11 protein-coding genes are annotated in these 12,714 nt (G+C 62.0%); 2 read left to right on the forward strand and 9 right to left on the reverse strand.

What is annotated here, in order from left to right:
• Positions 1-13 precede the first annotated feature (13 nt).
• The 6 genes from HDE78_RS15315 to HDE78_RS15340 form a co-directional block, all read right to left on the reverse strand.
• Positions 14-808, reverse strand: coding sequence for a metallophosphoesterase family protein (locus HDE78_RS15315; RefSeq protein WP_179481015.1), 795 nt, complete (start codon positions 806-808; stop codon positions 14-16).
• Positions 805-1,794, reverse strand: coding sequence for a diacylglycerol kinase family protein (locus HDE78_RS15320; protein ID WP_179481017.1), 990 nt, complete (start codon positions 1,792-1,794; stop codon positions 805-807). Before HDE78_RS15320 ends, HDE78_RS15315 begins: the two co-directional genes overlap by 4 nt.
• Positions 1,795-1,922: 128 nt before the next feature.
• Positions 1,923-2,915 (reverse strand): hypothetical protein, encoded by a 993-nt coding sequence (locus tag HDE78_RS15325; RefSeq protein WP_179481019.1) that lies wholly within the window; start codon positions 2,913-2,915, stop codon positions 1,923-1,925.
• A gap of 126 nt (positions 2,916-3,041) precedes the next feature.
• The gene (locus HDE78_RS15330; protein WP_345776074.1) at positions 3,042-4,331 is read right to left on the reverse strand and encodes an MFS transporter; all 1,290 of its coding nucleotides are present in this window, start codon (positions 4,329-4,331) and stop codon (positions 3,042-3,044) included.
• 172 nt (positions 4,332-4,503) lie between these two features.
• Positions 4,504-5,622 (reverse strand): cell division protein ZapE, encoded by a 1,119-nt coding sequence (zapE, locus tag HDE78_RS15335; RefSeq protein WP_179481022.1) that lies wholly within the window; start codon positions 5,620-5,622, stop codon positions 4,504-4,506.
• 61 nt (positions 5,623-5,683) lie between these two features.
• The gene (locus HDE78_RS15340) at positions 5,684-6,367 is read right to left on the reverse strand and encodes an alpha/beta family hydrolase (protein WP_179481109.1); all 684 of its coding nucleotides are present in this window, start codon (positions 6,365-6,367) and stop codon (positions 5,684-5,686) included.
• A 106-nt stretch (positions 6,368-6,473) separates the two neighbouring features.
• Between HDE78_RS15340 and HDE78_RS15345 the strand changes: the two genes are divergently transcribed.
• Entirely contained in the window at positions 6,474-7,067 is a 594-nt protein-coding gene (locus HDE78_RS15345; RefSeq protein WP_179481024.1) for a DNA-3-methyladenine glycosylase I, read from the forward strand.
• 46 nt (positions 7,068-7,113) lie between these two features.
• Here the strand turns inward: HDE78_RS15345 and efeB are convergent, their stop codons facing one another.
• Genes efeB through HDE78_RS15360 form a run of 3 tightly spaced genes read right to left on the reverse strand, consistent with a single transcriptional unit; the run spans position 7,114 to position 11,035 of the window.
• Positions 7,114-8,406: an iron uptake transporter deferrochelatase/peroxidase subunit gene (gene efeB / locus HDE78_RS15350; RefSeq protein WP_179481026.1), complete on the reverse strand. Its 1,293-nt coding sequence runs from the start codon at positions 8,404-8,406 to the stop codon at positions 7,114-7,116.
• Positions 8,403-9,554, reverse strand: coding sequence for a hypothetical protein (locus HDE78_RS15355; RefSeq protein ID WP_179481028.1), 1,152 nt, complete (start codon positions 9,552-9,554; stop codon positions 8,403-8,405). Before HDE78_RS15355 ends, efeB begins: the two co-directional genes overlap by 4 nt.
• Before the next feature lie 23 nt (positions 9,555-9,577).
• On the reverse strand, positions 9,578-11,035 hold the full coding sequence (locus HDE78_RS15360; protein WP_179481030.1) for a carbohydrate porin: 1,458 nt from the start codon (positions 11,033-11,035) through the stop codon (positions 9,578-9,580).
• Between the two features lie 603 nt (positions 11,036-11,638).
• Between HDE78_RS15360 and HDE78_RS15365 the strand changes: the two genes are divergently transcribed.
• A complete protein-coding gene (locus HDE78_RS15365; protein WP_218862409.1) occupies positions 11,639-12,712 on the forward strand; it encodes a glycosyltransferase family 9 protein in 1,074 nt (357 codons plus the stop codon).
• Positions 12,713-12,714: the final 2 nt, after the last annotated feature.

The following is a 12,714-nucleotide window of genomic DNA, read 5'->3' on the forward strand; positions in this document are numbered from 1 at the left end:
AGCTGACTGGGGGCTAGGTTTTGCCCAAGGCCAACGTATGTCGCATTACCGGAGCGAAGGCATCGCCCGCGGCGAGATAGTCCCAGCGTTCGACGAGGACTTGTGGCGACGAGCCGTCATGGCGAATCAGGTTGACCGAGTTCGGTATGCCGTCGCGCACGCGTGTCGAAACCGCAGTGCCTGCCTGCACCGCGTAGACGCGGCGCGGCAGGTCTTGCAGCGGCATGACATAGGGCAGGTGAATATGGCCGCCGAGGATCAGGTCCACGCCTGCGCGCGCCCACGCAGCGATGGCTTGCTCGCGTCCGTGCAGCAGGTTCTTGTGATCCGAAGCCACCGCAGCGGCAACAGGCTGATGTGTCACCACCACACGCAGCTGTCGCGGCGTTGCACGTTCGAGCTGGCTTGCCACGCGCTGGATCTGTGCGTTGGAGACTTCGCCGTCTTTGTGCCGGTAGCGCCGCGTGGTTTTCAGGCACAGCACCAGTGCGTCGTGCGATTCGTGCACGGGTTCCAGTGCGTTTCCGAACGCGCGTCGATAATTGGCGTAAGGGTTGAAGGCGCGCGCGGGCAAGTTGAATAGCGGTATGTCGTGGTTGCCCGGAATCACCAACGCCGGCACTGGTGCGAGGCGATCGACGAATTGCCGCGCAGCCGCAAATTCGCCGCGCCGCGCTCGCTGGGTGAGATCGCCCGACATGACGATCAGCGTCGGTTGCTGCTGCTTTACCAACCGCAGCAGCGCCTCGACGACCGGGGGCTGCTCGGTGCCGAAATGCGGATCGGAAATCTGTAGCATTACGGTCATGCACGATGCTCTTCTGCGACGTCGGGCTCGTACTTCAGCAGATACAGCGGCTCGTCGCCAACGCGAAATACCAGCGGCGTTTTCAAACGATGCACTTCGCCGTCGGTCGCTATCTTGACGCGCCGCGATGGTGACCTCACCGTGATCTGCCGAAAGGCAAGGCGGTTGACGTCGTCGGCGTCTCCCAGCGCGCCCGCGGCGCCGTGCAGGGACAGCACCAGCTGCCTCAGTCGACCCACGGCGCGAGGCGCGATCGCCACCAGCTTGCTCTGTTGCAACGAGGGTGCCTCCTTCGTGCCGATCTGCTCAAGCTGCAGCCGGTTGTTGCCCACGAACAGCGTCGATGTCCGAACGTCATGTTGCTCGCCTTCGTGATCGATATGCAGGCGCAGATGCCGGTGTGGCCGCAGCAAGGTGACCAGCGCCGACCACAGCGCCACGAGCCGGCTGCGGCCGAACCGCTGCTTGTACGCCTCGCGATCCTCCAGCAGTTTCGGATACAGGCCGAGGCTGGCGTTGACCAGAAACATCTGCTCGTTGACGAAGCCGACCTGCACGGGAAACGCGCGCGCCCGCAACATCAGCGCGATGGCTTGGGCCGGCTCGGCGGGAATGCCGTGATCGCGGCTGAAGTAGTTAAAGGTGCCGCGCGGCAACACCGCGAACGGGCAGCCGCTGCCGTAAACGGCTTGCGCCACGGCGCACAGCGTGCCATCGCCGCCCGCGCCGACGACAACGCCGCGGGCTGCTTTCGCGTCGGCTACCGCCCGTTGTGCCACATTGACAAGCTCGTCCGCGTTCTCCACCAGACGAAACTCGAACCGTCGCTTGGCTGCGCCGAGCTTTTCCTCAATCAAGGCCTTCGTTTCGTCGCCCTGCTTTTTGCCGGAGCCGGCGTTCATCACGATAAAGAACGGCGCGTTCCTGTCGACCGTTCGCGGTGATGCGCGGGTGGCAGATGGTGTGCTGGTATCGAGTGCCGTCATCGCTTCGACGCCGCCTTCGTAAATAGTTGCGATCGACTATAGCCAGCGTCGTACATGCGATTCGTGATTGCGGGAAACCTCACACATGACGAATCGTCGGTGGGGGGCTGAGCGCAGCGATGCCCAACCTACCGTGCGGCTGCGATCTTGCATTGCCGTGCACAGGTGAACCATGCCACCCGGTCGGGATAGTCGATGGTCATGACGAAACGGGCAAAAATATTGCCACCCGCCGAACCTTCCACGCGCTGGTCGGTGTATTTGGACATGAAGTCGTGGAAATTTTTGTCCGGACGCTCGGTAAACCACACCGGGCCGGTGACCCACCCGGCTATCTCGACGTTTGGAACCTCGATCAGTCGGCTCGCGTGCCGACTGCCGAACAAGTCGTCGCCGTCGGCAACCACGCGCCAGTCCGGGTGCCTCTGATGCCAGCGTTCCAGCACGCTGGTGGTAATGTAGCTGGTGACGCCGATGCCGTGTTCCGTCGGTGTGCCGCTGGCTTCCTTACCGGCGGTCGTCGGTTTGGCGGTGGCGCCGGTATCGAGCAGCAGATCCAGCGGCTGGCCGTCGACCTTCAGGGTAATGCGGGCCATTCCGGAAGCGCCTTGGGCATTCGTTTGAAAGCCAAGCGCCGTTCGATGTGCGCCCGACGGCGCTTGCCATGTGGCCGGCTCCAGCCACAATTGCTTAGCGGGATAGTCGAACGTCCAGACATTTTCTGGAAGATAGCCCGCACCCAGCTGACCATCTTCAGTATCTGGCATGCCCTTTCCCGCCGGGATCACGAATGCGGCCGAATGGCACGGCGTATTCGACGACACGGGCAGACCTTTGCCGGGACGAAAAGCGGGCGCTTTGATCAGCTCGGCCGTCTCACCGCCAAGCGCGCACTTGATGGTGCCAAGCCCCAAACGCTGGGCCGCCGGTGCCTTGATAACGTACAGCCCCTTCGCACCGCCTCCGCCAGTGTCCACCACCAGGCGCATGGTTTTGCCATTCACCAGTTCCGGCGTCGCGTAAAAGTGGCCCGCCTCGTAGACCGTGGGCAACAGCATGCGTGATTGCGCAACGGCATGCATGCTGAAGAAGGTTGCGCCAATGCCGAGCCAGGCGGTCATTCGAAACATGTCCCTGTTCCCTGTGAAATGAAGTGCCTGCTGAGCGTAGCAAACGGGAGGGCTTGGATCTAACCAAAGTGATCTGCCAGCAACGTCGACAGCAACGCTCTCCAGCACGACAACGGATCAAGTCCGATATTGCCGCCGCCGCTGCGGATCGCGATACACCAATACCGTGGCGACCAAGCCGCACAGCGCCGCAAACGACAGCCACAGTCCCGGCGCCGCGTTGTTGCCGGTGAGGTGGATCAGCCACTGCGAAATCGCCAGGCTCGAACCGCCAAGCGTGGTGGCGAGACTGTATGCCAGTGAGAAGCCGGCGGTGCGCACATCAGCCGGCATGACCTCGGTAAGCGCCACCACCATCGCGCCGTTGTAGGCGGCGTAGATGAGGGACAGCCACAGCTCCACACCGAGCAGGCGATCGAAGCCGGGCGATGCCACCAGCCAATGCAGCACCGGGTACGCCGTGAGCAGAGCGAGCACGGTGCAGGCAGCCAGCAGCGGCCAGCGGCCGATGCGGTCGGACAGCGCACCCATCAGCGGCAGCCAGATCAGGTTCGACAGGCCGATGCAAAGCGTCACGATAAATACGTCCGACGACGATAGCTTCAGCACTTCCTTGCCGAAAGTCGGCGTGTACGCGGTGATCAGATAGAACGACACGGTGGTCATCAGCACCATCGCCATGCCGAGCAGCACGATGCGCCAGTTGGCGATCATCGAACGGTAGATTTCGCTGGCCGCCAGGTGATGCTTGCGTGCGAGAAAGGCCTCGGTCTCCTGCAGCGAGCGGCGGATCAGAAATACGAACGGCACGATCAGGCAGCCGACGATGAATGGGATGCGCCAGCCCCAGTCGTTCATCGCCTGCGCAGGCATCCAGCGCTGCAGCAGCAGGCCCAGCAGCGCGGCGAACATCACCGCGACCTGCTGGCTGGCCGATTGCCATGCACAGTAGAAGCCGCGATGTCCGGGCGTGGCGATTTCCGACAGATAGACCGATACGCCGCCGAGCTCAACGCCGGCGGAAAAGCCCTGCAGCAGTCGGCCGGCGAGCACCAGTAATGGCGCGAGGACGCCGATGGTCGCGTAGCCCGGCACGGCTGCGACCAGCAGCGTTCCCATGGCCATTAGCGCCAGCGTCACGATCAAACCCTTGCGGCGGCCGTGGTGATCGATATAGGCGCCCAGCACGATCGCGCCGATCGGCCGCATGACAAAGCCCGCAGCAAACGTCAGTAGGGTCAGCAGCAGCGAGGCGTACGCGTTGTTGCTGGGGAAATACGTACGTGCAATGGCCGAGGCGTAATAGCCATAGACCATGAAGTCGTACATTTCCAGAAAGTTGCCGCCGACCACGCGGAAGATGGATTTGACGCTGTCGCTGCGTGAGCGGGATTCGTTTTGGCTCACGGAAGTTTGCCTGTAGAGATTGGGCGCAAGTGGAATAATGCTAGCAGCGTGACATGTAGGTTGGCGGTGAGCGCAGCGACTGTGGAGGCAGGATGCCGAAACGAACATTCGCGCAGCGAATGGCCCGTAGGGCAACTCGCAGGAGCGAGTTGTCACCCCAACATATCCAATTTCAATCCGCCCGATGCTCCAGCGCCAGATAATCCTTGCTCTGCATTTCGATCAGGCGCGACTCGGTGCGGCCGAATTCGGCGCGCAGGCGTTCGCCGTCGTACAGCTCGGTGATCGGCGCGGCGGCGGACAACACCAGCTTGACGTGGCGGTCATAGAATTCGTCGACCAATTGCACGAAGCGTTTGGCTGCATCGTCGCTGTAGCTGTTGAACTGCGGCACGTTGGCGACGATCACGGCGGGGCCGGCCTTGGCCAGCGCGATGTAATCGGCAACGGCACGTGGCCCCTCGCACAAGGCATCGAATTCGAACCAAAGCACATTCTCGGCGCGCTTGCGAAACGGGATGTCGCGACCGTTGATGCTGAGAGTGCCGTTCTGCTCGACGGTGCCGCTGGCCTGGCTGCTGAAGATGCGCTCCAGCGCGCGGTGCGACTCGGCGCCCGGCGGCGTCAGATACACCGGTGCCTGCGCCAGCGCACGCAGCCGCCAGTCGTGCGACGAGGCCATTTCCACCACGTGGCAGTGTTTTTCGATCAGCGCGATGGCTGGCAAAAAGCGCGCGCGCTGCAGGCCGTTCTTGTACAGGTCGGCCGGCGCGGTGTTGGAGGTGGTGAGCAGGGTCACGCCGCGCGCAAACAGCGCATCGAGCAGGCCGGCCAGGATCATCGCATCGCCGATGTCGTTGACCAGAAACTCGTCCAGACACAGCACGCGGCAGCGTGCGGCCAGCCCGGCCGCTACCTCGACCAGCGGATTCTGCCGGTTGCCCAGCGCGCGCAGGCTTTCGTGCACCTCGCCCATGAAGCGATGGTAGTGCCGACGCAGCGCGGTGCCCTGCGGCAGGCTGGAAACGAACAGGTCCATCAGAAACGTCTTGCCGCGACCCACGCTGCCCCACAGATACAGCCCTGGCACGGCGGCTGCCGGCTCGCTGCCGAGCAGCGACTTCAATCGTCCAAACAGTCCACTGCTGCCGTCGGCTGGCGCGCCGAGTGCCGCGTGCATGCGGTCGAACTCCGGCAGCAGCGCCAGCTGCGTGGGGTCGGATTCCCAGCGGTGCGCGGCAACGCCTTCCTGATAGCGCGCGCTGGGCGCGAGTTGCGGTGATTCACTCATCGGGCGGAACGTCTTGGATGTGAAACGAGGGCCGAGCCAGAAACGCGGCTGGCGGAGAAGCTCAACGCGTCGGCGGCAACCAGCCGCGCACGGCGTGTTTGATCGCACCACGCAAATCCATCAGGCGGCGATGGAAGAAATGGCTGGTGTCGGGCATGCGCACCAGCTCGGGCTTTTTCTCCAGCGCATCGATCCATTCGAACACCGCATCGGGCTCGACCACTTCATCGGCTTCGCCCTGCACGACCAGCCACGGGCAGGTCGGCACGGTCAGCTCGCCGAAGGCCCAGCGGCCCACCGGCGGTGCGATGCTGATCAGCGCATCGGCGTGCAGTTCGGCGGCGCGGGAAATGGTCACGTAGCTGCCGAAGGAGAAGCCGGCCAGCCATAGCGCATCGTGCGGACGCGTCTTGCGCACCCAGGCCACCACGGCAGCCAGATCGTCGCCTTCGCCAGCGCCGTTGTCATATTCGCCGGGCGAGTTACCGGTGCCGCGAAAATTGAAGCGCACGGTATCGAGGCCCGATTCGCGCAGCGCGCGTTCGGCCATCGTCACCACCTTGTTGTGCATGGTCCCGCCCTGCACTGGATTCGGATGACAGATCACCGCCACGCCGCGGCGTGCGTCGGCGGGTTCGGCGATATCGGTGATGGTTTCCAGCTTGCCGGTGGGACCGTCCAGCATGAAACTGGCGGCCTGATCGGGAAACTGCGCGGGATCGGCGGGGAGCACGGTGGGATTCATGCCTGCCATGATAACCGGCCACGACAGAGCGCTGCCGATCGGGCCGATTTCACTGCTGTAACGCGATCGGCTCCCCATGCAACGCGACACCGACCGAGAGCACGCCATGACGAAAGCCGCCGAACGCCCACGCTGTTCCTGGGGCGCGACCGATCCGCTGCTGCGCGACTACCACGACACCGAATGGGGTACGCCGCTGCACGACGATCGGCAGCTGTTCGAATTTCTGTGCCTGGAAGGCGCGCAGGCCGGCCTGTCGTGGCGCACGGTGCTGGCCAAGCGCGAGCGCTACCGCAAGGTGTTTCACGATTTCGATATCGTCCGCGTCGCGGCGATGAAGGATCGCGAACTGGAGAAACTATTGCTCGATCCCGGCATCATCCGCAATCGGCTGAAAGTGTTTGCCACGCGCGACAACGCCATCGCCGCGCTTGGCGTGATCGAAGAGTTCGGTAGCCTGGATCGCTATCTATGGTCTTTCGTCGACGGCCAGCCGCTGGTCAATCGTTGGGCGGACAGCGGCAGCGTGCCGGCGAGCACGCCGCTGTCCGACGGCATGAGCAAGGCAATGAAAAAGCGCGGCTTTCGCTTCGTCGGCAGCACCATTCTCTACTCGTTGATGCAGGCCACCGGCATGATCAACGACCATGTGGTGACGTGTTTTCGGCACAAAGCCTGTTCGCCGAAAAAAAAAGCATGATGATCGAGCGCGCGTCATTACGACCGCAAGCGATGGTCGCGTTTTCTCAGGCCAGTTCGAACAGCGGCTGCCCGATGTAGCCGCCCTCTTTCACACCGGGCGGGCAGGCAAACAGGCCACCGCCGACGTGGGTGACGAACTGGTTCATCATGTCGAACTTCGACATCTTGTCGAAGATTTTCACGAAGCCGGTGCGCGGATCGCGCTGGTAACAGATAAACAGCAGGCCTGCGTCGAACTCCATGCCCTGATGCCACGGCGGCCAACGCTCGGCGATATAGCTCAGTCCGTTGTCGTACGAATACGCACGGCGCAATATCTGCGCGCCGTCGTTGTTTTCCGGCGCGCCCAGACGCACGTGGGCATTTTCCGGAATGATCGGGTTGCCGCTCGCGTCGTTGGTATCGAGCGCAAGGCTATCGTTTTCGTTCTTCTGACCCAGCGGCGCGCCGGAGTGTTTTTGGCGGCCGACTACCTGCTCCTGGAAGCTCAGCTTCATCCGATCCCAATGCTCAAGCGCGATGCGTATCGGGCGCGCGACCATGTACGTGCCGTGCTGCATCCAGCCGCTTTCGTCGCCGGCCCACACATAGCGGTTCATCGAGGCCTCGTCACGGATCGGCACATTCATGCTGCCGTCCTTGAAGCCCATCAGATTGCGCGGCGTGCTCTTGTCTTTGGGTGCGGCCATAAAGCCGCTCTGTGCCCAACGGATATTCGCCGTGCCGTAGGCGAGGCGCGACAGCTGACGCACGGCATGAAAAGCCACCTGCGGATTGTTGGCGCAGGCCTGGATGCACAGGTCGCCGCCGGTGCGCGCAGGCACCAGTTGATCGCCGTTGAAGCGCGGCAGGTCGGCGAGCGCCTCGGGTCGGTGTTTGGCTAGCCCGTAACGATCTTTACCATCCTTGGTGAACATGCCTGGGCCGAAGCCGAACGTGAGCGTGAGTCGATCGGCATTCAGTCCAGCGGCGTCGTACGAATCGGGCTCGGGCGAGGCGGGATCCTCGGTCAGCGCGACCGCGCTCAGGCCCTGCGTCAGGCGCGCCGAGGCGGCGGTCCACGCGCGCAGCAGGGCGACCACGTCCTCGCGTTTTTCGGTTGTCAGATCGAATGCAGCGAAATACACGTTGGCTTGTGGCATCGTCGCCACGCCCGCTTGGTGCAGGCCGAAGAACGGCTCACTGTCGCCGCCGCTCTCGCTTGAGCTTGACGATGTTGCAGCGCGCCCGTGCGCCGCCGCCGCAACCGGCGCCGTGGCGGCCACCGCCGCCGCTGTCGCCGCCGACGCCAGAAAACGGCGTCGACTGCGCAGCTTGGGATCGTCTGATTCGCTCATTTTCCTGCTCGCATCAAGGTGTTCATATCATCTTCGACGTAATAAAAACCGGCGCCATCCGGCGTCATCGCGATGCCGAAAAGATCGCCATTGCCCGGTGGCGACTGTGCCTGGTCGGAGTCGATCCACTGGCTGTAAATCTGCTTCCCGGTGCTTGTATCAACCTCGACCACTTGGCCGTCTTTGCCGTTGCAGGCCAGCAGGTGCCCGGCCGGGGTGTAAACCATCGCCAGCGGCCAGTTGAGCAGGCCGCCCTGAGTGACGACCTTGCCGGTGCCTGCGCTAGATGTGCGGCTAAGCGCGTCCGGTATCGCGGTGATGATGTTGTCCAGGCCATCGGTGACGTACAGGGTGTGGTCGGGCCCCAGTGCGAGACCGGTGGGCCCGAGCAAAAAGTTGTCGCGGTCGGCGCGCTGCGAGAACCCGTCGCCCACGACCGTCTGGCTGACCAGCACTGGCGGCGTACCCTGCGGAATCTGCAGCTCCAGGCGCAGCACGGTGGCTTTCTTGATCCTTACCGGAAACTTGGTGGCAGGGTCGATCACGTCCGGACTCTGCAGGCCGAACCCGGCCATGCTGATAAACAGCGTCGCAGTGTCGCCGTTGTCGACCACCGCCATATTGCCCCACGGGTCGTTGATGTTTGGGCCGGACCACGTGGCCGCGACTTGACCGTTGGGGTCCAATACGATCACGCAGCCGTCGCCTTTGGTGGCCGTCGTGCCGTCGGTGCTTGGCGTGCTGCCGACAATGATCCAGCCCGTTTTCAGCATGGTCATGGCCGTGGTCAGGCCGACGCCACCCGGACACTGCGGCAGATTTTGTGGCAGCTTGGCGAATAGGGTGGTCTGCTTGGTCGAAGGCCGGTAGTCGACGATCGTAGTGCCGGTGCCCTGCAGGTTGGACAGGTTGTTGAAGTTGTCGACCAGCACGTCGTCTTTGGCGATTTTGCCCGCCGATACCGGCGCCACGACGATGGCGTAGGGGTTGAGGTCGCCGTTGTCGGTGACGGTGGAGGCAAGCGTCACGTGGCGATGCACGGTTTCGAGGAAGCCGATTGGCGCCTTGTCGGCGAGGGCATTGCTCACACTGAGAACAGCAACGGTAGCAACAAGCGCGTGGACGGTCAGGCGGTGGATCTTATTCATGGCGTAGCTCATGTCGATCACTATCAGAAAAGGATATTGGTGCGCAGGCCGAGCACGAGCTCGTTGCCCACGCGTCGGTTGGGCTGGTTCGGATTGACGATGCCGCCGCCGGGGTTGAAAACGTATTGCAGGTCAGGTTGCAGCTGCCACCACGGGCGCAGCTGATACTGATACGTGGTCTCTACATACGTTTCGGTGTGGCGCACGATGTTGAGACTGCCCGGGTCGACAATCGCGGCAAAGCTCGCGGTATCGCGATCGAGCCCCGACACATTGCTGCCGACCTTGACGTAGCCCATGCCCACGCCAAACGTGTCATCCGCGCGATTGACGAACGGCTCGTGGTACACGAAGCCGGCGTTGGCGCTGAAGCGGATAAAGTTGCGGTCGTTTTGCGGCGTACCCATCACACGCACAAAGCCGCTCAGCGAGTTGTTCGGGTCGTCCTTGTTGCGCCAGAGCATCTGGTCGGCCACCGCGTATAGCGAGAAGTCGCCGCGATGATTGGCCGGTACGCCGTTGCTTGCCGGGTTGGCCAGCGACAAGCCGTTGCTGTCGTAGCGCTGGTCGGCAAAACTTTCGGTGTCGTACCAGGCGCCCAATTTATAGGTGCGTGATAGCGGTGCCGATTCGCCGGGATAGACCATGCTGCCCAGCGAGGGATACGCATACTGCAACTCGGCCATGATCAGCCGGCCGCCGCCGAGCGGAAAGTCAGTCCCGTTGTGGTCGCTTCGCTGAGGATCACCTTCATTGCTGCTGGCCGGGCTGCCGTTGAAAACGCCGAGCAGCAGATTGATCGAATCGACCGGCCGATAGCGCAGGCGGACGCCCACCGCCGACAGGGGATACGCCGGGCCACCGCCGGGCATGTCGTAAGAAGGCAGCGCCGGCCAGCCGAACATTGTATTGACGAAGTAGGCAGCGTTGGTGCTGACCATGAATTCCTGGTCGACGCTCTGCTGACCGACCTTGATGTCGAGCCGATCTTCGTCCAGAAATTTCTGGTCGTACCAGAGCTCCCACAGACGCGTTCCGCGGTCGGCCTCGATGCCGCTGGAGGTCTGAATGGTCGACAGGTTGTCGGCGCTGAAATTCTGGCCGTGGATCTGCAGCGCGCTGATGTTGAACAGGCCGCCGTAGAGACCGAAAGCACGCTGCGTATTGAGCTGCATGATGACCTGCGTGAGCCCATCGTACTGCGCGCCCTTTTGCGTGCCACCCTTCGGGTTGCCCAGCACCTCGCTGGTTTCCTGCGCGACCAGCGTGATGCCGTACTTGCTCAGAAACGTACGCAGGCCAAACATGTCACTAAGCAAGTAATTGCTGCGCCGGAGATTGGTCAGAAACGTGGCCTGATCGGCAGGCTGGCCATCGGCAGATTGCTGGCTGACGGGCACCGCGATGCGCTGCGCGGTGGCTTTTCCCGTGGGAGCCGCAAGCAAAGCCAGCCCGCTTACCAATGCGGTTGCAGCACACACACCACGAAAACCGCGCCGAGATTTTCGGTGGCGATTTATTTCCCTTTTCATAATGACCCTTTGCTCAGATGGTTGGGCGCGTGGCGTCATGAACCGAGACAGTCATGAGTGGCTGGCTGAGCAGATATGATGATGCGAATCATTATCAAAAACAATCAGGCTATGGGTCATCCGCCTCCGGGCAGTGGCCGGTGCCCGGGGTTATCGAGCGCGCTAAACGCATTATTTTTCGAAAAAGATTTTTATTTTCTTAGAAATCATCGGTATCCAGTTTTTTTTCAAACCGAAACTGATCGCAATTAGTTGCGTCAAAAGTCGCATTGGATGGCGCTGTGTGGCACCACGCTGCAAAGAAATCCTTCGTTTCATCGCGCGCCCAACACCCTGATGCGCGCGAGCTGATGCGTGAGACTCCGACAGTCGCGAGCTAGTGGCCGGAAAGCTCGGCTACGCCCGGCGAACTTCGCGATTCTGAAAGTGAACGCCCGAGGGGGCGATTCGTGCCGTCGAATGCTTTAACAACATACAGAATGTCCAAACCAGTCAAGCTCGCTCTTTGCTGGTTCGCATGGCCTTTGCAACATGGCCGCCTCGGGGTAATGCGTGAAAAGACTCCCTCCCCGTACCAAGGCCAATGCCATACCTGGGAACGAGATTTATCGCATCCTGGTGTGCCGGCCGAACCACCGGTTGGGCAACATGATTTTGGTGACGCCGCTCATCGCCGAACTCGAACGGCTGTACAAAGGCGCCGAAATCGACATTGTCGCCGAGGGTGATGCCGCGATCGACGTGTTCCAGACATTTTCCAGTGTCCGCCATATTTATTGCCTTCCACGTCGGGGCTTCAAACGTCCTTTCGCCTTCTTCTCAAAAATCCGAAAAATCCGAAAAAACCACTACGACCTGATTATCGATCCCTGCTTGGGCTCGGATTTTAGCCGCCTATTGACGCGATTATTTACGGGAAAGCGCAAGCTTGGTTTTGACGACGGAGAGCGCCGGCGCCGCGGCATGACGCATCTGGTTCCCGCCGCGATGGCGCCGCACCATATGGCAAAACGTTCGGTGATGCTGGTGCGCTGGTTTGCATCGAGGCAAATAGACGAGCCGGAAGATTTTCCCGTGTTGGACTTGCGCTTGAGCGCTGCGGAAAAACGGCACGGCGAGCAGCTGGTTCGCGACCTTGTCGTGTCGTCCGATCAGTCGAGCAAGGGCGGCGTGATCGGATTATTCGCCGAGGCGACCGGGAAAAAGCGCTATTGCCAGGAGTGGTGGAACGACTTCGTTGCAGCTATCCGCATGGCAAGCCCGGAGTGCAGTCTGGTGGAAATCATTCCGGTACACGGCCGCTCGATGCTCGATTCAAAATGGCCCGGCTACTATTCCACCAGCATTCGTCGCATGGCATCGGCGATGGCTGGCGTCGACATGATGATCAGCGCGGATTGCGGTGTGATGCATCTGGCGGTGGCGTCGGGTACGCCGACGATCGGCATGTTTTCGATCACCGATGCAAAAATCTACGGGCCGTACGGATCGCACAATGCGCATCTGGTGACCCAGGGCATGACGCCGCAAGAGGCCGCCAAGCGAGCGGTATACCTCTACCGTGAGTCGTTTTTCGGCAGCACGCCCTTGCACGCCGACTCCCGTTTGGAAGCAACGCTACTTTGAAG

This window comes from Rhodanobacter sp. K2T2, from assembly GCF_013408815.1.
Lineage (GTDB): Bacteria > Pseudomonadota > Gammaproteobacteria > Xanthomonadales > Rhodanobacteraceae > Rhodanobacter.

Coding starts and splice junctions, on each gene's coding strand:
- HDE78_RS15355 (WP_179481028.1), bottom strand. CDS start 9,554: ATGAATAAGATCCACCGCCTGACCGTCCACGCGCTTGTTGCTACCGTT.
- HDE78_RS15325 (WP_179481019.1), bottom strand. CDS start 2,915: ATGACCGCCTGGCTCGGCATTGGCGCAACCTTCTTCAGCATGCATGCC.
- HDE78_RS15320 (WP_179481017.1), bottom strand. CDS start 1,794: ATGACGGCACTCGATACCAGCACACCATCTGCCACCCGCGCATCACCG.
- HDE78_RS15340 (WP_179481109.1), bottom strand. CDS start 6,367: ATGAATCCCACCGTGCTCCCCGCCGATCCCGCGCAGTTTCCCGATCAG.
- efeB (WP_179481026.1), bottom strand. CDS start 8,406: ATGAGCGAATCAGACGATCCCAAGCTGCGCAGTCGACGCCGTTTTCTG.
- HDE78_RS15315 (WP_179481015.1), bottom strand. CDS start 808: ATGACCGTAATGCTACAGATTTCCGATCCGCATTTCGGCACCGAGCAG.
- HDE78_RS15345 (WP_179481024.1), top strand. CDS start 6,474: ATGACGAAAGCCGCCGAACGCCCACGCTGTTCCTGGGGCGCGACCGAT.
- zapE (WP_179481022.1), bottom strand. CDS start 5,622: ATGAGTGAATCACCGCAACTCGCGCCCAGCGCGCGCTATCAGGAAGGC.